Source organism: Hypericibacter adhaerens (assembly GCF_008728835.1).
GTDB classification, from domain to species: Bacteria; Pseudomonadota; Alphaproteobacteria; order Dongiales; family Dongiaceae; genus Hypericibacter; species Hypericibacter adhaerens.
On the sequence record NZ_CP042582.1, the window covers coordinates 3,078,617 to 3,098,099 of the forward strand.

19 protein-coding genes are annotated in these 19,483 nt (G+C 67.8%); 6 read left to right on the forward strand and 13 right to left on the reverse strand.

All coding sequences use genetic code 11. The features are described 5' to 3' along the window. Position 1: 1 nt before the first annotated feature. The 8 genes from recO to folK all read right to left on the reverse strand — a co-directional run bounded on the left by recO (position 2) and on the right by folK (position 7,445). Positions 2–754, reverse strand: a complete 753-nt coding sequence (gene recO / locus FRZ61_RS13480; protein WP_151118218.1) for a DNA repair protein RecO — start codon at positions 752–754, stop codon at positions 2–4. A 234-nt stretch (positions 755–988) separates the two neighbouring features. Continuing rightward, a complete protein-coding gene (gene era / locus FRZ61_RS13485; RefSeq protein WP_151118219.1) occupies positions 989–1,927 on the reverse strand; it encodes a GTPase Era in 939 nt (312 codons plus the stop codon). Continuing rightward, on the reverse strand, positions 1,924–2,646 hold the full coding sequence (gene rnc, locus FRZ61_RS13490) for a ribonuclease III (RefSeq protein WP_225308795.1): 723 nt from the start codon (positions 2,644–2,646) through the stop codon (positions 1,924–1,926). The genes era and rnc overlap by 4 nt, the downstream gene beginning before the upstream one ends. Next, a complete protein-coding gene (gene lepB, locus FRZ61_RS13495; protein ID WP_151118221.1) occupies positions 2,643–3,371 on the reverse strand; it encodes a signal peptidase I in 729 nt (242 codons plus the stop codon). The genes rnc and lepB overlap by 4 nt, the downstream gene beginning before the upstream one ends. Before the next feature lie 169 nt (positions 3,372–3,540). Continuing rightward, complete coding sequence (acpS, locus tag FRZ61_RS13500; protein ID WP_151118222.1) at positions 3,541–3,948, reverse strand: holo-ACP synthase; 408 nt, start codon at positions 3,946–3,948, stop codon at positions 3,541–3,543. A gap of 50 nt (positions 3,949–3,998) precedes the next feature. Beyond that, entirely contained in the window at positions 3,999–6,152 is a 2,154-nt protein-coding gene (locus FRZ61_RS13505; RefSeq protein WP_151118223.1) for a RelA/SpoT family protein, read from the reverse strand. A gap of 135 nt (positions 6,153–6,287) precedes the next feature. Then, complete coding sequence (gene rpoZ / locus FRZ61_RS13510; protein ID WP_151118224.1) at positions 6,288–6,710, reverse strand: DNA-directed RNA polymerase subunit omega; 423 nt, start codon at positions 6,708–6,710, stop codon at positions 6,288–6,290. 216 nt (positions 6,711–6,926) lie between these two features. Continuing rightward, a complete protein-coding gene (gene folK / locus FRZ61_RS13515; protein ID WP_151118225.1) occupies positions 6,927–7,445 on the reverse strand; it encodes a 2-amino-4-hydroxy-6-hydroxymethyldihydropteridine diphosphokinase in 519 nt (172 codons plus the stop codon). Between the two features lie 176 nt (positions 7,446–7,621). On the opposite strand from folK, the gene FRZ61_RS13520 reads away from it, so the two are divergent. Beyond that, on the forward strand, positions 7,622–8,209 hold the full coding sequence (locus FRZ61_RS13520; RefSeq protein ID WP_151118226.1) for a LabA-like NYN domain-containing protein: 588 nt from the start codon (positions 7,622–7,624) through the stop codon (positions 8,207–8,209). 111 nt (positions 8,210–8,320) lie between these two features. Then, complete coding sequence (locus FRZ61_RS13525) at positions 8,321–8,908, forward strand: uracil-DNA glycosylase (RefSeq protein WP_225309258.1); 588 nt, start codon at positions 8,321–8,323, stop codon at positions 8,906–8,908. Positions 8,909–8,913: 5 nt separating this feature from the next. Here FRZ61_RS13525 and smpB read toward each other — a convergent pair whose 3' ends face one another. Continuing rightward, complete coding sequence (gene smpB / locus FRZ61_RS13530) at positions 8,914–9,387, reverse strand: SsrA-binding protein SmpB (RefSeq protein WP_151118228.1); 474 nt, start codon at positions 9,385–9,387, stop codon at positions 8,914–8,916. A gap of 41 nt (positions 9,388–9,428) precedes the next feature. Continuing rightward, on the reverse strand, positions 9,429–10,304 hold the full coding sequence (gene dapA / locus FRZ61_RS13535) for a 4-hydroxy-tetrahydrodipicolinate synthase (protein ID WP_151118229.1): 876 nt from the start codon (positions 10,302–10,304) through the stop codon (positions 9,429–9,431). 345 nt (positions 10,305–10,649) lie between these two features. Between dapA and FRZ61_RS13540 the strand changes: the two genes are divergently transcribed. From FRZ61_RS13540 to FRZ61_RS13555, 4 genes are read left to right on the forward strand one after another with little or no spacing between them, the layout of a single operon-like run. After that, positions 10,650–12,662, forward strand: a complete 2,013-nt coding sequence (locus FRZ61_RS13540) for a lytic transglycosylase domain-containing protein (protein ID WP_151118230.1) — start codon at positions 10,650–10,652, stop codon at positions 12,660–12,662. Continuing rightward, positions 12,659–13,354, forward strand: a complete 696-nt coding sequence (locus FRZ61_RS13545) for a haloacid dehalogenase type II (RefSeq protein WP_225308796.1) — start codon at positions 12,659–12,661, stop codon at positions 13,352–13,354. The genes FRZ61_RS13540 and FRZ61_RS13545 overlap by 4 nt, the downstream gene beginning before the upstream one ends. An 11-nt stretch (positions 13,355–13,365) precedes the next feature. Further along, positions 13,366–14,256, forward strand: a complete 891-nt coding sequence (locus FRZ61_RS13550; protein ID WP_151118231.1) for an alpha/beta fold hydrolase — start codon at positions 13,366–13,368, stop codon at positions 14,254–14,256. Next, positions 14,219–15,253 carry a threonine ammonia-lyase gene (locus tag FRZ61_RS13555; RefSeq protein ID WP_151118232.1) on the forward strand — a complete coding sequence of 345 codons (1,035 nt, stop codon included), beginning with the start codon at positions 14,219–14,221 and terminating at the stop codon, positions 15,251–15,253. Before FRZ61_RS13550 ends, FRZ61_RS13555 begins: the two co-directional genes overlap by 38 nt. 117 nt (positions 15,254–15,370) lie before the next feature. Here FRZ61_RS13555 and FRZ61_RS13560 read toward each other — a convergent pair whose 3' ends face one another. From FRZ61_RS13560 to cysC, 3 genes are all read right to left on the reverse strand, one after another. Next, complete coding sequence (locus tag FRZ61_RS13560; RefSeq protein WP_151118233.1) at positions 15,371–15,805, reverse strand: bactofilin family protein; 435 nt, start codon at positions 15,803–15,805, stop codon at positions 15,371–15,373. Between the two features lie 25 nt (positions 15,806–15,830). After that, positions 15,831–17,237: a M23 family metallopeptidase gene (locus FRZ61_RS13565; RefSeq protein ID WP_191909011.1), complete on the reverse strand. Its 1,407-nt coding sequence runs from the start codon at positions 17,235–17,237 to the stop codon at positions 15,831–15,833. 340 nt (positions 17,238–17,577) lie between these two features. Continuing rightward, positions 17,578–19,476: an adenylyl-sulfate kinase gene (gene cysC, locus FRZ61_RS13570; protein WP_151118235.1), complete on the reverse strand. Its 1,899-nt coding sequence runs from the start codon at positions 19,474–19,476 to the stop codon at positions 17,578–17,580. Positions 19,477–19,483: the final 7 nt, after the last annotated feature.

Genomic DNA, 19,483 nt, shown 5'->3' on the forward strand with positions numbered 1-19,483 from the left:
GTCAGGGTGCCGCGGGCCGCATCGCGTGGCGGCGCAGCCGCTCGACCAGGCGCTCGCGCGCGGGCGGCAGGCCGCCGCGCCCACCCACGGCCACCAGCGCATGGCGCTCGAGGAAGTAGCCCGTCAAGGCCAGCCCCTGCATCAGCTCGTCCTCCTTGGGGGGCCGGGTGGGATCGGCCAGGAAGCCCGGCAGCGGCAGCAGACGGTCGCGCCAGGGCTCGGCCGCCTCGGCCGCCACCGCCCGGCCGCTCTTGGGCGAGACGAAGGCCAGCCCCTCCGTCACGCCGGTGACGGCGCAGGCCGCCAGATCGAGGCCGTAACCGAGATCGCCCAGGAGCGCCAGCTCCCAGCGCACATAGGAGGCGGTCCAGCCGGTGCCGCCGCTCTCGAGCTCCACGATGAAGGCCGCGAGCCCGTCGAACACGGTGGGATGGGGCTCACGCTCCGGCAGCGCCGCCTCGGTCACCGCGAGCGCCGCCGACAGCCCCGCCAGCCGGTCCGCATCGTCGAGCAGGCGCGCCGCCGGGCAATCCAGCAGCTCGAGCGTCAGGTGGCCCAGATGCTCCGCGAGCCGCGCGCGCCAGATCGCCTGCACCCGGTTGCCCGGCTGGTAGCGACCGCCGGCCGACCGGCTCAGGGCCCCCTTCACCAGCCCCGCATGACGTCCCTGCCCGCGCGTCAGCAGCGAGACGACGGCACTGCCCTCGCCCAGTGCGCGCACCGCCAGCAGGATGCCTTCCTCTTGCCATTCCATGGGAGTTGGGGGAGCTCCTGGTGGACCTGTATCAGGCGTCTCTCTTTCGGCGTCGCCGCTCTCGTACGTCACCCCCGCGAAAGCGGGGGTCCATGTCGGTCCAGCGCCGCGAGCTGGCCGTTGGATCCCCGCTTTCGCGGGGATGACGAACGAGGATAACCGCTTTGGCTTGCCAGCGCCCTCCCCCTACCGGGGCGAGATTTTTCGACAACCTCGCTCTGCTCGAAAGAGCCGTCACGCATCCCAGTCGAGGCCGAGCTCCTTGTAGCGGTCGCGTTCCTCGCTCCAGTTCTCCTTGACCTTGACGGCAAGGAAGAGATGGACCTTGCGCTCCAGCATCTCCTGAAGCTCGGCCTGGGCCGCCTCGCGCACCGCCTTGGCCCGCGCGCCGCCCTTGCCGATCACGATCGCCTTCTGACCCTCGCGCTCGACCAGGATCGCCTGCTGGATCTTGACGCTGCCATCCTGGAAATCCTCCCAGCTCTCGGTCTCGACCGTGAGGGCGTACGGCACCTCCTGATGGAGCTGGCGGAAGAGATGCTCGCGCGTCACCTCGGCCGCGAGGAGCCGCAGGGGAACGTCGGTGATCTGGTCCTCGGGATAAAGCCAGGGCCCCTCGGGCAGCCGCTCGACCAGAACGCGCATCAGATCCTCGACGCCGTCGCCGGTCTCGGCCGAGATCATGAAGATGTCGCTGAAGCAGCCGGTGGCGTCCATCGCCGAGGCCAGCGTCAGCAGCCGCTCGCGCTGCTTCACGAGGTCGACCTTGTTGAGGGCGAGGGTGATCTTGCGGTCGGCGCGCTTGAGATCGGCCAGGATGCGCTCGGTCTCCTCGTCGGGCTGCTTGTGGCTGGCATCGATCAGCAGCACGACCAGATCCGCGTCGCCCGCCCCCTGCCAGGCGGCGGCGACCATGGCGCGGTCGAGCCGGCGGCGCGGCGCGAAGATGCCGGGCGTGTCGACGAACAGGATCTGGGCCTGGTCGCGCATGGCGATGCCGAGCACGCGGCTGCGGGTGGTCTGCACCTTGGGCGAGACGATCGAGACCTTGGCGCCGACGAGGCGGTTGACCAGGGTCGATTTGCCGGCATTGGGCGCGCCGATCACGGCGACGAAGCCGCAGCGGGTCGCCGCCGCTTTCCCGGCTTTCGTGGCTTTCTTCTTGCCGCTCATGGGCGGGACCCGCCGGCGCCGATGCGGGTCAGCATCGCCGCGGCCGCCGCCTGCTCGGCCGTCCGCTTGGACTTGCCCGAGCCGGTCGCCTTGCCATGGCCCTCGACCCGCACCTCGACCTCGAAGCGCGGCTCGTGCGCCGGCCCCTCGGTCGAGATCAGCGCATAGGCCGGCAGAGCGAGGCCCTGCCCTTGCGCCCATTCCTGGAGGGCCGTCTTGGCATCCTGCGGCGGCTTGATCTCCTCGGCCACCAGCGGCCGCCAGGCCGGCTCGACGAACCGGCGCGCGGCATCGAGCCCGCCATCGAGATAGAGCGCCGCGATCACCGCCTCGCCGGCATCGGCCAGGAGCGCCGGATTGTCCCGCCCGCCCGAGCCCGCCTCGCCCGCGGCCAGGCGCAGATGGCGGCCGAGCCCGATGGCGCCCGAGACGCGCGCGATGCTCTCGCGGCGCACCAGCTCGGCGAAGCGGCGCGCGAGCGCGCCCTCGTCCTCCTGCGGAAAGGTGCGATAGAGCATCTCGGCCACGATCAGCCCCAGCACGCGGTCGCCCAGGAACTCGAGCCGCTCATAGGTGCCGAGCCCGCGTCCGCCCTTGAGGCCGGCGAGGCTCGGGTGGGTGAGCGCCGCGGTCAGCAGCGTCTTGTCACGGAATTCATGGCCGAGACGGGCTTCGAGCTCGGCAAGATCGGAGGCCTCGCTGCCGGGGCCCGCGCTCACCGCACCGCCTGGAACAGGCGATCGTAGCGGATCGCCCCGAACCATTTCCAAGGCTCGAGCCAGCCGGCGCTGCCGTCGGTCGAGAAGAACAGGAACTCGGCCCGGCCGATCAGGTTCTCGGCCGGGATGTAGCCGACGTCGCTCATGACACGGCTGTCCTGCGAGTTGTCGCGATTGTCGCCCATCGCGAAATAGTGGTCGGGCGGGACCAGATAGGGCGCCGTGTTATCGAGGAATTCGTCGTCGGAGCGCTCGAGGATCGGGTGCTTCACGCCATTGGGCAGCGTCTCGATGTAGCGCGTCAGGACCACGCCCGTGTCGTCGGTGAAGGTCCCGTCCGGCTCGCGGGTCACCGGCTGTCCGTTGATATTGAGAATGCCGTGGATGACCTGGATGGTGTCTCCGGGCAGCCCGACGATCCGCTTGATATAGTCGGTCGAGTTGTCGGTCGGCTTCTTGAACACGGCGACGTCGCCGCGCTCGGGCCCGCCGCCCAGAATTCGGCCAGAGAAGAGCGCCGGGCTGAAGGGCAACGAGAAGCGGCTATAGCCGTAAGAGAACTTGGAGACGAACAGATAGTCGCCCACCAGCAGCGTCGGCTTCATCGAGCCCGAAGGGATGTTGAAGGGCTCGTAGGCGAAGGTCCGGATCACCACCGCGATCAGCACGGCATAGATGACCGTCCTGATCGTCTCGCCGAAACCACCCGAATTTTTTCGCGCCATCGCCCCGTACGCCGACCCAATTGCACGCCGACTCAATTGCTTGGCCCGGCCGAGCCGGCGCCGCGCGGATGAAGCCAGCTTGCGGCACCCCCTGTCAAGCGAACTTCCAGCCGCAGCGGGGCCGTCGAACCGGGAACGAGAAGGGTCGATTTCCCCTGGATTCGTGAGCTCATTTCGATCCCGCCGGCAAGGCCGAGATGATGACGAAAGCTTGAGCCTGCGGGTCGTCGTCGGTGATGGTCAGGTCGATCTGGGCCACCATGCCGGGCGGCGTGATCTTCGCCAGCCGCAATGCCGCACCGCCGGTCAGCTTCATGGTGGGCTTGCCCGAGGGCAGGTTGACCACCCCCAGATCGCGCCAGAACACGCCCTGGCTGAAACCGGTGCCGAGCGCCTTGGCGCAGGCTTCCTTGGCGGCGAAACGCTTGGCATAGCTCGCCGCCCGGTTGGCGCGCCGGTCGGATTTCGTCCGCTCGATATCGGTATAGATCCGGTCGAGGAAACGCTCGCCGTACCGCTCGAGCGTCCGCTCGATGCGCCTGATATCGATGATGTCCGACCCGATGCCGAGGATCATGAAGAATTCACCATGAAAGGGCCGGGGCCGCTGTCGGGCCGCCGGCCGGATTAGCCGCGCGCCCGCTCGACCGAGGAGACCGACGGCGTCGCGCGCAGGGCGGCGATGATGTTGGTCAGGTGGCGCACATCCTTGACCTCGACATCGATCATCATCTCGAAGAAGTCGAGCGACCGGCGCGTGATCTTCAGGTTCGAGATGTTGCCTTCGCTCTTGCCGATCACCGAGGAGATGTTGCCGAGGCTGCCGGGCTCGTTGTTGAGCACGACATGGAGCCGGCCGACATGGATCTCGGCATCACCCGAGCCGTTGTCCCAGCCGACATCGAGCCAGCGCTCCGGCGCGTCGGCAAAGGCCTCCAGGCTCTCGCAGTCGATGGTGTGGATGGTGACGCCCTTGCCCGTGGTCACGATGCCGACGATGCGGTCGCCCGGCAGCGGATGGCAGCAGCCGGCGAAATGCAGCGCCATGCCGGGGATGAGGCCCACGATCGGGATCGCCGGCCCCTTGGATTTCTTCGCGGCCCGGGCGCGCGCGTTCGGGCTGACAGGACCGATCTTCGGCGTCTTGGGCGCGGCCTTGGTGCCGGGATAGACCGCGTGGAGCACCTCGCGCGCGCTCTGCAGCCCCGCTCCCACCGCCGCCATCAGATCGTCGCCGCTGTCGAACTTGAGCTTCTTGAGGACGCCGTCGATGCCCTTGGCGGTGAAATCGAAGCCCTCCTGGCGGAACTCCTTCTCCAGGATAGCGCGGCCGAGCTCGATATATTGCGTGCGCTGCTGGGTGCGCACGAAGCGGCGGATGCGCGCCCGGGCCCGGCCGGTGACGACGAAGCGCTCCCAGGTCGGCGACGGCGTCTGCGCCCGCGAGGTCACGATCTCGACCTGGTCGCCGTTGGTGAGCACGCTCGAGAGCGGCACGATACGGCCGTTGACCTTGGCGCCGACGCAGGTGTCGCCGATCTGCGAATGGACCGCGTAGGCGAAATCGACCGGCGTGGCGCCGCGCGGCAGCGCGATCAGATCGCCCTTGGGCGTGAAGCAGAACACCTGGTCCTGGAACATCTCGAGCTTGGTATGCTCGAGGAACTCCTCGGGCCCCGCCGCATGCTCCAGGATGTCGAGCAGCTCGCGCAGCCAGCGATATTGCCGGCCGTCCATGCGCTCGCCGTTCTGCTTGTATTTCCAGTGTGCCGCGACGCCGAGCTCCGCCACCTCGTGCATGTCGCGCGTGCGGATCTGGATCTCGATGCGCTGGCGCTCGGGACCGATCACGCCGGTATGGAGCGAGCGGTAGTTGTTGGGCTTGGGCGTCGAGATATAGTCCTTGAAGCGGCCCGGCACCATCGCATAGCGGCTGTGAAGGATGCCCAGCGCCTGGTAGCACTGGCCGGCATCCGCGACGACGACGCGGAAGGCCATGATGTCGGAGAGCTGCTCGAAGCCGATGTTCTTGCGCTGCATCTTGCGCCAGATCGAATAGGGCGACTTCTCGCGGCCCGAGATCTGCGCGTCGATGCCGCCCTCGGCGAGATCGGCCTTGAGCTTGTCGATGATGCGCCCGACCATCACGCCGCCCTGCTCGCGCAGGAACGAGAGCCGCTGCTTGATCGAGGCGCAGGCCTCGGGATTGATCTCGGCGAAGGCGAGGTTCTCGAGCTCGTCCTTCATCCGCTGCATGCCGATGCGCTCGGCCAGGGGCGCATAGATGTCGAGCGTCTCGAGCGCGATGCGCTTGCGCTTGTCGGGGTCCTTGATGAAGTGCAGCGTCTGCATGTTGTGCAGACGATCCGCCAGCTTCACCAGGAGCACGCGGATATCGTCCGACATGGCGAGCACCAGCTTGCGGAAATTCTCCGCATGCTTGGTGCTGTCGGACTGCAGCTCGAGGCGCGACAGCTTGGTGACGCCGTCGACCAGCCGCGCGATTTCCTTGCCGAAGAGCCCCTCGATCTGCTCCAGCGTCGCGTCGGTATCCTCGACGGTGTCGTGCAGCAGCGCCGTCACGATCGACGAGCTGTCGAGCTTCATCCGCGTCAGGATCTCGGCGACGCCCAAGGGATGCGAGAAATAGGGATCGCCGGAGGCCCGCGACTGCGAGCCGTGCGCCTTCATGGAGAAGACATAGGCGCGGTTGAGGGCCTCCTCGTCCGCGCCCGGGTCGTAGCCTTTCACGAGTTCCACGAGCTCGAACTGACGGATCATCGCCGCCATCCCGAGCCGATCCGGCCCAGTTCCGTGAAAACCGTGGGGAGCGTCTCTACGCCAGCACCGAAGACCCGCGGCCAGACGCCAATCGTCGCGGCGCGGCGCGGGTCCTGTCCGATGCCGCCTGCGACGTTACTCCGTACGCCCACCCTCTTCTGTGCCCTCTTGGCCGCCGTCATTCGGCGCATCGAGATCGCCTGCCTCGTCGGCGTCCTCCTCGACATCGCCCTCATCCTGTCCATCGCCCTCGGGCAATGTTTCCATGATGTCGTTAAGAAGCTCGGTACCTTCGCCGAAGCTGCCCTCGTCCTCGGTGGGCTCATCCACCTCGGCGACCTTCTGCAGGCCCTTCACGAGACTCTGGTTCAGCGTGTCGAGATCGATCGTCGTGTCGGCGATCTCGCGCAACGCCACGACCGGGTTCTTGTCATTGTCGCGGTCGACCGTGAGCGGCGAACCGGCGGAGATGTCGCGAGCGCGCTGCGCCGCGAGCATCACGAGATCGAAACGATTGGGAACCTTAAGGACGCAGTCTTCTACGGTAACGCGCGCCATGCGTCGCCCTCCAGTTAGCCGATCAAGGGATTGGTTGAATTGAAATATAGGGAGCCGAATCCAGAAACGCAAGGATTCCGAACCCTTTAGGACGCGATCTGGAGGCGGCGAAAGGAACCTGGGGGCAGACCATCCGAAAGCGGAGCCGGGCCCGCAGCCCGCAGCCTCCAAACCCTTGATCGACAGGCGTCAAACCGGCGGACCGCAGCCCCGGCTTCAGGCCGGGATTCGGCGGATCTTCTGGCCGGGCGGCAGTCGCGCGGTCAATTGCCGCACGGATTCCCCCGTCACCGGGTGATGCCAGTCCGGCGCCACCTCGGCCAGGGGCAGCAGCACGAAGGCCCGGTCCGCCAGGCGCGGATGGGGCAGCAGGGGCGGCTGCGGACCCTCGCGGCGACGGTCGCCATAAGCCAGCAGATCCAGGTCCAGCAGCCGTGCCTCGTTACGCGCGCCCCGGGTCCGCCCGAACTCGGCCTCGACCCGGTGCAGCAGCGCCAGCAATGCCACCGGCTCGAGATCGGTGGCCACGGCGGCGACACCGTTCACGTACCAGGGCTGGTCCGAGACCGGCACAGGTTCGGATTCCCACCAGGAGGAGCGGCGCAGGATGCGGACCCCGGCCGCCGCGATTGCCGCCAGGGCCGCCTCGAGGGTCGCGCGCGGCGGGCCGAAGCGCGGGCTCGGCAGATTGGCGCCCAGCGCGATCAGGATCGTTTCTGTCCCGGATTCGTTCATGAACCGGTGTCCCGGGAGCCGAGGTCATCCACCAACTTACCCCAAGCCTCCGCCTTGCCGCTGCGTCAGGGCGCCCCACATAAGCAGAGATGCAGAGTTACCCCGATTGCGTATCACGCCGTTGCCACAGATAGTTAGACCCCGTTTCAAATCCAATACATAAGGGATTGCAGGGTATGGTGAGCAAGTTCTTTTATCCGCAAGAGAGGGTCGCGATCTTCATTGATGGCGCCAACACTTATGCGGCTGCGAAGAGCCTCGGTTTCGACATCGATTACAAGCGTCTGCTGGAGCTGTTTCAGGCGGGCTGTCACATGGTCAGGGCCTTCTACTACACGGCCTTGACCGAGAACGAGGAATACTCGCCGATCCGTCCCCTGGTCGACTGGCTCGATTACAACGGCTACACGATGGTGACGAAGCCGACCAAGGAGTTCGTCGACGCCACCGGCCAGCGCAAGCGCAAGGGCAACATGGATGTCGAGCTCGCCATCGACATGCTGGAGATGGCGGCGCATATCGACCATGCCATGCTGTTCTCGGGCGACGGCGATTTCCGCCGGCTGATCGAAGCCGTGCAGCGCAAGGGCGTGCGGGCCACCGTGGTGTCGACCGTCCGCTCCCAGCCGCCCATGATCGCCGACGAGCTGCGCCGCCAGGCCGACCGCTTCATCGACCTGACCGACCTCGCCGACCGCATCCAGCGCCAGCATTCCGTGCGCGGCCCCGCCGACGAGGCCGGCCGGCTGGTGCAGCCCATCTGAGTTCGTGATACCACGCGGGGCATGACGCCCCTTTTGAGTCGGGCGGCCGCAGTCGATGAAGCGGGGCTGGACCCCGCCCCCGACTGCCCGCGCTGCCCTCGCCTCGTGCAGATGCGGACCGCCAATCGTGCGGCCGAGCCGACCTGGCACAACGCGCCGGTGCCGGCCTTTGGCGCGCTCTCGGCAACGCTGCTGGTGGTGGGGCTGGCGCCCGGCTTGCGTGGCGCCAACCGCACGGGCCGGCCCTTCACCGGGGATTATGCCGGCGATCTGCTCTATGGAAGCCTCAAGCGCAACGGCCTGGCGCGCGGCGACTATCAGCGCCGGCGCGATGACGGGTTCGAGCTGATCGGTTGCCGGGTCACCAACGCCGTGCGCTGCGTGCCGCCCGAGAACAAGCCCACGCCCGCCGAGATCAAGACCTGCAACAGCTTCCTGGCCGCGGAGCTCGCCGCCATGCCGCGCCTCAAGGGCGTGCTGGCGCTGGGCAGCATCGCCCATGACGCGCTCCTGGTCGCGGCCGGCGAGAAGCGCAGCGCCTTCCGCTTCGCCCATGGCGCCCTGCACCGGCTGGGCAACGGCCTCACCCTTGCCGACAGCTATCACTGCTCGCGGCTCAACACCAACACTGGCCGCCTGACCGAGGCGATGTTCGACGCGGTGGTGGCGACGCTGAAGAGCGAGATCGAACGGGGCTGAGCGCGCTACCGGTTGCGGTTGCGCAGCTCGCGGGCCTTCTCGCGCTGCCAGTCGCGTTGCTTGATGCTTTCGCGCTTGTCGACCTTGCGCTTGCCCTTGGCGAGGCCGAGCTGGAGCTTGGCGATGCCGCGATCGTTGAAATAGATCGCGAGCGGCACGAGCGTCATGCCGTCCCGCGTGATCGAGCCCAGGAGACGGTTCATCTCGCGCTTGCGCACCAGGAGCTTGCGGGCACGGCGCGGCGGGTGATTGAAGCGCGAGGCCGAGTCATATTCGGGGATGAAGGCGTTCACGAGCCAGAGCTCGCCCTCCTTCTCCACCGCGAAGGCCTCGCCGATCGAGGCGCGGCCCGAGCGCAGCGACTTCACCTCGGTGCCGAGCAGCATCATGCCGGCCTCGAGCGTGTCCTCGATGAAATAGTCGTGACGCGCCTTGCGGTTCTGCGCAGCGAAACGCTGCGTCTCGGGATCGCGCGCCATGACTCAAACGCCTCGGATCGAACGCTTCGTGGAGGCCAAGCTCAGTTCAGGAGCCCGGCCGACACCATGGCGCTCTTCACCTTCTGCTTGGAGGCCTCCGCGATCTCGCAGAGCGGCAGGCGCGCCTCGGCCGTGCCGCGGCCGATCAGGCTCGCCGCGTATTTCACCGGGCCCGGGCTGGTCTCGCAGAAGAGCGCCTTGTGCAGCGGGAAGAGCCGTTCATGGATCTTCATGGCCTCGGGATAGCGGCCGGCGATCCAGGCATCGTGCATCTGGGCGCAGAGGCGCGGCGCCACGTTCGAGGTGACCGAGATGCAGCCATGGCCGCCCTGCGACAGGAAGGCGATCGCGGTGCCGTCCTCGCCCGAGAGCTGGCAGAACTCGGGGCCGATCGCGAGCTTGGTCGAGAGCGAGCGGGTCAGGTCCGCGGTCGCGTCCTTCACCCCCACGATGCGCGGCAGCTTCGCCAGCCGCGCCATGGTCTCGACCGTCATGTCGACGGCGCTGCGCGGCGGCACGTTGTAGATGATGATCGGGATCTCGACCGCGTCGTGGATCGCCTTGTAATGCTGGTACTGCCCCTCGGGCGTGGGCTTGTTGTAGTAGGGCAGCACCACGAGCGCCGCGGTGGCGCCGGCCTTCTTGGCATGCTGGGTCAGCTGGATCGCCTCGGCGGTCGAGTTCGAGCCGGTGCCGGCGATGACCGGGACCCGGCCCGCCGCCGCCTCGATGCAGAGCTCGACCACGCGCATATGCTCTTCATGGGAAAGCGTCGGGGATTCGCCCGTGGTGCCGACCGGAACCAGCCCGTGGGTCCCCTCGGCGATCTGCCACTCGACGAGCTCCTGGAACGCCCGTTCGTCGACCTCGCCCTTGCGCATCGGCGTGATCAGCGCGGTGAAGGAACCCTTGAACATCGCTACTCCTGGCGTCCGGTCGCCATCGTCGGTCCGGGAAAACGGCGTCGCGGATGCGGCCGGACCTTGAGGCCCCGCGACAGTCGGGGGGACCATACAAACCCGGCCCCGCCCCTGCAAGCCGCCTAACCCACGGGTTTTTCAAGGGGGAGCGGCTGCGGCCCACCCGTTCTGCCGCCCTTCCGGCCCGCCGATCTCCGCCACAGGAATGCCGCCTTGAGGGCATATGATGCCCCACCGGCATGCGGGACGGTTGGCAGCGGTGTTCGCACTTTGATAAGCATTGACCGGCATGCTGGGGAACCGAGTCGCTTTGCGCACCGGCCCATCGGCGACCGTTCCGACTTGGCGTGGGGTTTCATCGTGTTGCGCGGCTTGGCCGTACTGCAGCGTCTGGTTCTGTTTTGCGCGCTCCTGGCGGGCCTGTCCCTGCCTGCGCTCGCCAGCGCCGAGGCGAAGCTGCTGACCGCCTCCGACAAGGCGATCTATGTCGAGGCCTTCAAGCAGGTCGATAAGCAGAACTGGGCCAAGGCCCGCCAGACCGCCCAGCGCGCCAAGGAGAAATTGCCGGCCAAGCTGATCCAGTGGCTCGACCTGATCCGGCCGGGCCCCGGCCGCTCCTTCGACGAGATCACCAAGTTCATGCGCGAGAACCCGGACTGGCCGGGGCAGATCTCGCTGCAGCAGGCGGGCGAGCGGGCCATGCCGGCCGATTTCGGCATCGCCGAGACTCTCGCCTGGTTCAAGGGCCGCGATCCCCAGACCATCGAGGGCACGATCGCGCTCGGCCGCGCCTATGCGGCCTCGGGCCTGCGCGACGATGCCGCCCGGGTCGTCCGCGACGGCTGGATCAACCTTTCGGTCGGCCCCGACAAGGAGCAGCCCTTCCTCGACCAGTTCGGCGCCTTCCTGCGGTCCCAGGACCATCTCGCCCGCCTCGACCGCCTGCTCTGGGACGGCGAGGTCGATGGCGCGAGACGCGCCATGGCGCGGGTGGATGCCGATCATCGCAAGCTGGCCGAGGCTCGGATCCGACTGATGACGGGTGGCGCTGGCGTCGACGCCGCGGTGGCCGCGGTGCCGAAGGCGCTGCAGAACGACCCCGGCCTGATCTACGACCGGGCCCGCTTCAAGCGGCGCAACGACGACGATGTGGGTGCCGCCGCCCTGCTCGATCCGCCGCCGCCCACCAACCCCTACCCGGCGCTGATGTGGCGGGAATACGAATATGCGGCGCGCCATGCGCTCGATCGCGGCGACATCTCGGTCGCCTACCGCCTGGCCGAGGCCCATGGCGCCGATGACGGCTCGGTCTTCGCTGAGGGCGAGTTCCTCGCGGGCTGGATCGCGCTGCGCTTCCTCAACGAATACAAGAACGGCTACGAGCATTTCACCAAGCTCTATGCCGGCGTGGGTTCGGCCATCAGCAAGGGGCGCGGCGCCTATTGGGCCGGCCGCGCCGCCGAGGAGATGGGCGAGAAGGCGCTGGCGCAGGAGTGGTACAAGAAGGCCGCCGAGAATCTCTCCAGCTATTACGGGCAGCTCGCGGCCCAGCGCCTGGGGACGGCCGACGGCCTCAATTTCCCCCGCCTGCCCAAGATCACCAACGAGGCGAAGGCCAAGTTCGAGAAGCTGGAGCTGGTCCGGCTGGTGCGGATGCTGGGCGAGCTCGACCAGACCGACCGGGCGCGCAGCTTCCTGATGCGCCTTGTCGACCGGTCGAAGGAGCCGGCCGATTACCGCATGATCGCCGACCTCGCCAACGATGTCGGCCGGCGCGACTATGTCGTGGCGGTCGCCAAGCAGGCGCGCCAGCAGGGCGTCGAGCTGCTCGACTATCTCTATCCGATGCAGACGCTGCCGGCGGGCGACAATCCCGAGGATGCGCTGGTGCTGGCCGTCATCCGCCAGGAGAGCGCCTTCGACCAGAAGGCGACGAGCTCGGCCGGCGCCCTGGGACTGATGCAGCTCATGCCGCGCACCGCCAAGCACATCGCCAAGAAGCTGCAGATCCCCTACAGCGACGCGAAGCTGACCAAGGATCCGAGCTTCAACATCCGCCTCGGCCGCGCCTATCTGGGCGATCTCCTGAACGGCTTCGGCGGCTCCTACATCCTGGCCATCGCCTCCTACAATGCAGGCCCGTCGCGGGTCCAGTCCTGGCTCTCGGCCTATGGCGATCCGCGCGACCGCGGGGTCGACGTGGTCGACTGGATCGAATCGATCCCCTTCTCCGAGACGCGCAACTATGTGCAGCGCGTGCTCGAGAACCTGCAGATCTACCGCCACCGTCTCGACGGCAAGACCGAGATCGCGCTCTCGCTCGAGCAGGATCTGAACCGGAGCGCGACGCCGTGACGGCAGCGGCCGGCGCGCCGCTCCTGCCCTCCCTCCGCGCCCTCGTCTTCGACGCCTACGGCACGTTGTTCGATGTCGCGAGCGCCGCGGCCCGGCACCGAGACCGGCTGGGCGATCGCCATGCCGCGCTGAGCCGCCTCTGGCGCCAGAAGCAGCTCGAATATACCTGGCTGCGCACGCTGATGGGCCGCCACGCCGATTTCCAGCAGGTGACGGAAGACGCCCTCGACTATGCGCTGGAGGCGCTGTCGCTGCCGGCGGCGTTGCGCGGCGGCCTGCTCGATATCTATCGTCGGCTCGACGCCTATCCGGATGCCGCCGACACGCTCCGGCGGCTGCGCGAGCGCGGGCTCAAGACCGCGATCCTTTCCAACGGCTCGCCCTCGATGCTGGCGGCCATCGTCTCGGGCGCCGGGCTCGACGGCGCCTTCGACGCGGTGCTGTCGGTGGAGAGCGTCGGCCGGTTCAAGCCGGTGCCCGCGGTCTATCGGCTGGCGGTCGACCGGCTCGGCGTCGAGGCTCCAGAGATCGGTTTCGTCAGCGCCAACGGCTGGGACGCCGCCGGTGCCGCCGCCTTCGGCTTCTGCACGGTCTGGGTCAATCGCGAGGGCGCGCCGCTCGACCGTCTTCCCGCCCGGCCGCTGGCCCAGATCAAGCAACTGGCCGAGCTGCCGGCGCTGCTGGGCGCGTGAAGACGAACCCCATGGCATCCTCTTCCCCTATGCCTTCCAGCCGGTTCGAAGCGCGCCAGTACAGCGCCACCGACGGGCTGCGGCTCTATTACCGGGCCTACGGCGATCCGCTCGCCCCGTCGCCGGTCGTGGTGCTCTGCCTGCCGGGCATCACCCGCAACTCGAAGGATTTCCACGACCTCGCCTCGCACCTCGCGAGCCAGGGCCGGCGCATCCTCTGCCCCGATTACCGGGGCCGCGGCCGCTCGGCCTACGACCCCGACTGGCGCCACTACCGGCCGGAGGTCTATCTCGAAGACCTGATGCAGCTCCTGACCCTCGAGGGCGTCGAGCGCTTCGTCGCGATCGGCACCTCGATGGGAGGCCTGCTGACGATGGGCCTCGCGGTGGCGAAGCCGGCGGCGCTGGCCGGCGTCATCCTCAACGATATCGGGCCCGAGCTCGAAACCGGCGGCGTGTCGCGGATCATCGACTATATCGGGCAGGACCATCCCCAGCCCGACTGGGCCGCCGCGGTGGCCCATCTCAAGGCCACCTACCCCGATCTCGGCCTCGCCGACGAGCGGGCCTGGCTCAACCAGGCGCAGGCGACCTTCCGCGAGGCGGCGGACGGGCTCCATGTGGATTGGGACGTGGCGCTCGCCCGGCCGCTCCGCGAGGGCGGCCCGATCCGCGATCTCTGGCCTCTGTTCCGCGCCTTCGACCACCGCCCGCTGCTCGTCATCCGCGGCGGCAGATCGGATGTCTTGTCGGATGGCTGCCTTGCGAAAATGATCGCTGCCAAACCCGACCTGATTCATGTGACCCTGCCGGGCGTGGGCCATGCGCCCATGCTGGACGAACCCGCCGCCCTGGAGGCCATCGATGGTTTCTTCGCCCGCCTCGACCGCACCCGCCGCTGACGCCGTCGCGAGCCGACCTCTGCCCACCTATCGCGATGTCGAGCAGGCGGCCCTGCGGCTGGCCGGCCATGCGATCCACACGCCCCTTCTGCGCTCGCCGGCGCTCGACCGGCTGACCGGCGCCCGCGTCCTGATCAAGCCCGAGACCCTGCAGCGCACCGGGTCCTTCAAGTTCCGCGGCGCCTTCAACAAGATCCGCAAGCTGGTCGAGGAAGGCCCGAAGCCGAAGGCGATCGTGGCCTTCTCCTCCGGTAACCACGCGCAAGGCGTGGCCGCGGCGGCGGCTCTCATGGGGCTGCCGGCCACCATCGTCATGCCGGCCGACGCCCCCGCCATCAAGATCAACAACACCCGCGCGCTGGGCGCCGAGGTGATCGCCTATGACCGCTACCGGCAGGACCGCGAGCAGGTCGCCCAGAAGCTGGCCGAGGAACGGGGTGCCGCCATCGTCCGGCCCTATGACGATCCCGACATCATCGCGGGCCAGGGCACGATCGGGCGCGAGATCGCCAGCGACGCGCTCGCGCTGGGATTGCCCCCGGAGATCGCGCTGGTGCCGGCGGGCGGTGGTGGGCTGATCGCCGGGACGGGCCTGGCGCTCAAGCACGCGCTGCCGGGGATCAAGGTCTATGGCTGCGAGCCCGCGGGCTTCGACGACACCAAGCGCTCGCTCGAAGCGGGCCGGCGCGTCGCCAACGCGCCCGACGCGCGCAGCATCTGCGACGCGCTGATGGCGACCACGCCGGGCGAGCTCACCTTCGCCCTCAACCGCCAGCAGCTGGCCGGCGGGCTGGCGGTCAGCGACGACGAGGTCATGAAGACCATCGCCACCGCCCATAACCTGCTGAAGCTGGTGGTCGAGCCCGGCGGATCGGTGGCGCTGGCAGCGCTCCTCGCCGGCAAGCTCGATGTCAAAGGCCGCACCGTCGCCGTCGTTCTCTCCGGCGGCAATGTCGATCCGGATCTCTATGCCCGGGCCATCGCCCAGGCCGGCTGATACCCTCCGCAACGCAAAACGCGCCGCCTCGGCCCCGATGTCAGGGCCAAGTGGCGCGTCTTGGAACGAGGGCGCCCCGTCCGGGGCGCCGCAGCCCGCAGGAACCCTGCGCGAGCCTTAGAGGTTCGCCGCGGCCGGGACGTCGGATCCCTGGCTGCGGTCATGCTCGATCAAGGGCGTGACGGTATCGGCGGTCACGCTCTCGATCCGGCGGCAATGACCCTCCAGGAACGCACCCGGCTCGATCGCCAGGCTCGCATGCAGGATGTCGCCCGACACGCGCGCGGTGCGATCGAGCGATACGGTGTTGCCGCGAATCTGCCCGGTCACGGCACCGCAGACCCGCACCGTCTCCGCCGACACCGAGCCGCGCACATGCGCGGTGGCGCCGATGGTGACCGTCCGGCTCTGGATGTCGCCCTCGACCTCGCCATCCACCTGGATGTCGCCGTTCGACACCAGGTCGCCGACGACATGCAGGTCGGCGCTGATGATGGACGGGGTCGAAGAGGTTCGTGTCGTCGTGGGACGTACCGGCTCCGCTTGAACCATGGTCGAACTCGACGTTGTTTTGTTGCTACCCTTTGAAAACATAGCGTCCTGCCTCAAGGAAGTTCATCGGATCGTAGGCTTTATCATCCACGCGCACCTCATAGTGCACGTGGGGGCCAGTGCTGCGCCCGGTATTGCCGAGCGTGCCGATCTTTTGCCGGTAGGCTACCTCATCTCCCACCTTAACAGTGATGGACTTCAGATGCCCGTACCGGGTGTGGATCCCCAGTCCATGGTCGATCTCGACCATTTTGCCATAATCACCTTTCCACCCGGCAAAGATGACCTTGCCCGGCGCCGTCGCCATGACGGAGGCTCCCAACTCGCTCGAAAAATCCAGCCCCTCGTGAACCGCCAGCTTCCCATTGAGGGGATCGCGCCGCGTGCCGAAGCCGCTCGATAGCATGAAATGGTCCAACGGCGCCGCCAGCGGCAGGCTGTGCAGAACGAACTGCAGCCGGTCCCAGCGGTCGACCTCGTCGTCGAGACTCGAGACGGTCAGCATGGCGCTCTCGGCGGCGTTCAGGTCCGCGACCTGGGTCAGGTCGACGAAGGGCCCGCCGATACCGGGCATGATCTCGCCGGCCTTTGCCAGCAGCTTGTCGACATTGAGCCCCGTCATGGCGACGGTCTTCAGCACCTCGTCCACATTGGTCCGGGTCCGCTGGGCCAGGTTCTCGACCACGGACTGCTGGGAGGTCTGGTAGGCGATCAGCCTCTGCTCGAGCTTCTTGATCTCTTCGGCAAGCTGGGCCCGGCGATCGACCAGCGCATTGCGGTCGTGGGTCAGGGTCGCGACCGCCTGCTGCAGCAGACGGATCCGCTCCTCGCGCTGCTCCTGGTCGCCGACGACCTTGGCCATCTGCTGGCCGCTGTCCTGCAAGGCGGCGCTCAGCGCCGCGTTCTCGGCCTCGGACTGGCTGCGCTCCCGATCCGCCAGGCGCAAATCGTCCTGCAATTGCGCGATGGTCTCGTTCAGCTTCTGATGCTGGGCCGCGATCGAGGTCAGGTCGCCTTGGAAGATGGCCAGCTTGGCGCGGATGGCGGCGTCCGCCTGGTCGAGAGTTTGGCGCGCCGCGGCGGCGCGCCGCGTGACCTCGGCCATCTGGGCGGGATCCTGCGCCGCGTCCATCTCGGAATCGGCGAGGCCCAACAACTCGCTCTGGCTCTTCTGAAGATTGCCGACGAGCCGGGCGAACTCGTCATAGGCGCTGCCGACGCCGTTCATCAGATCGCTATAGGCCTGGCGCGCGACCGCGACCTCGGTGGTCTTCTGTTCGATGACGCGCTCGTTCACCACCAGCCCGACGGAGCTGTAGGTCGTCCAGGCGATGCCGGCCAGGATCGTGGCGGCGACGGCCTTCTGCAGGTTCGGCGAGATCGATATGTAGGTGACTTTGCCGTCGGCCCGGATCAGAACTTCACGCGTCATGAACACGCGCGCTTGCCAGCGCGCGGTCCGATGTCGGATCCCTTGCAGCCAAGCAGACATCCCCGTCCCCCCAAGCGATCCACGGGACGCGGCGAACCGCGCCGAAAACAGGACCAGACGGTCGACACCCCTCGTGCCGGCCTGGTTCCTAACCTATCGGTATCGATCCATTGTTCCGGTCCCTGTCCCGGAACGATGGCATAGGGCCTGTGATTCGGTGCCGCCTGGAGCGGCAGATTGTCAACGCAGAGGACCGTAGCGGGCGGGTCTGGCGGGCGCAAGCGGAAATCACCCTAACCCCCGCCAAAACCCCGCGAATCTGTGGAGAAATCGTGGCGATTCACCGGCTCTTCGCAGGGTCCTTCAGCGCGATATGCCGTTCGATGTAATCGAGCACCTTGCGCACGCTGTCGGCCACCGAAAGTTTGTTTGTATCGACCACCAGCTCGGCCGCCTCGGGCGGCTCGTAGGGTGCCGACACGCCGGTGAACTCCGCGATCTCGCCGGCACGCGCCTTCTTGTAGAGGCCCTTGGGATCGCGGCTCTCGCAGGTCGCGACATCGGCCTCGACATAGATCTCGTGGAACGCGCCCTTGGCCGCCTCGCGCGCCCGCTGCCGGTCGGCGCGATAGGGCGAGATGAAGGCCGTGATCGCGATCATGCCGGCATCGGCGAAGAGCGCCGCCACCTCGCCGATACGCCGGATGTTCTCGGCGCGGTCCTCGGGCGAGAAACCCAGGTTCGAGTTCAAGCCGTGCCGGACGTTGTCGCCGTCCAGCACGTAGGTCTGGTAGCCGCGCACGAACAGCGCCTGCTCGACCGCCATCGCGATGGTCGATTTGCCGGCGCCCGAGAGCCCTGTGAACCAGAGCACGCCGCCCATATGGCCGTTGCGGGCGGTGCGCGCATCGATCGCCACGCCATGGGCGACACGCTTGATGTTGCGGCCCTTGACCGTCACCAGCTCGCGCTGGTCGGGATAGCCCTCCATGCTGACGACGCCGCCGGCGACGATATTGTGCCCGTCGCTGAGCGCGAAGCGGCCCGAGCGCGCCATGTCGCGGCCCTCGTCCAGCGCCAGCAGCCCCCGGCTCCGGAGGATGACATCGGCGACGCCGTGCCGCGGCACATCGACCGCCGCCTTCTCCGAGAGGTCCTCGGCATCGAAGACGCGCTCGATCTTCTGCACCGTGACCGGCGCCGAGCGCGTCATGAGCTTGAGCTCGTAGCTGTCGCCGACCTTGAGCGCCTCATGGCCCAGCCAGAACAGCCGGCCGCGGAAGACGTTGGTCTCGATCGGCGCATCCGTCTCGTGGCTCGCGATCTCGCCGCGCTCGAGGAAGAGCTGCTCGTCGAGCATCACGCCGACCGACTGGCCGGCCTGGGCCTCGAGCGGCTTGGTGGGCGTGCTCCAGCTCTCGATCGAGGAAACCCGTGCCGTCTTGTTCGAGGGCGAGAACATCAGCCGGTCGCCGACCGAGAGCCGGCCGCTCTCGATCCGGCCGACGACGATGCGCCGGTCGTCGAACTTGTAGACGTCCTGGATCGGCAGGCGCAGCGGCTGGTCGGTCGGGCGCGTCGTCGGATGGAAGCTGTCGAGCGCCTCGACCACCGTCGGCCCCTGATACCAGTCCATGCGCGTCGACCGCTCGACCATGTTATCGCCGTCGCGGGCCGAGATCGGGATGAAATAGTCGGGCGTCACGCCGAGCCCGCCCAGATAGTGGGTGTATTGCTGGCGGATCTCGGCGAAGCGATGGGCCGAGTAGTCGACCAGGTCCATCTTGTTGACGACGACCGCCACCTGGCGGATGCCGAGCAGGTTGAGCAGGAAGCCATGCAGGCGCGACTGCTGCTGGATGCCGTGGCCGGCATCGATCAGCAGCATGGCCGCCTCGGCGCTCGAGGCACCGGTGATCATGTTCTTGATGAATTCGCGGTGGCCGGGCGCATCGATGATGACGTAGTCGCGCTTCTGGGTCTTGAACCAGATCTGCGAGGTGTCGATGGTGATGCCCTGGTCGCGCTCCGACTGGAAGGAATCCATCAGGAACGCCCACTCGAAGGGCATGCCGCGGCGCTCGCACATCGCCTTGATGGCTTCGTACTTGCCCTCGGGCAGCGAGCCCGTGTCGTGGAACAGGCGGCCGACCAGGGTCGACTTGCCGTGATCGACATGGCCGACGATGACGATGCGCAGCTGCTCACGGGCTGCGCGCGGTTTCGGTTTGCTCGACATCCGGGTT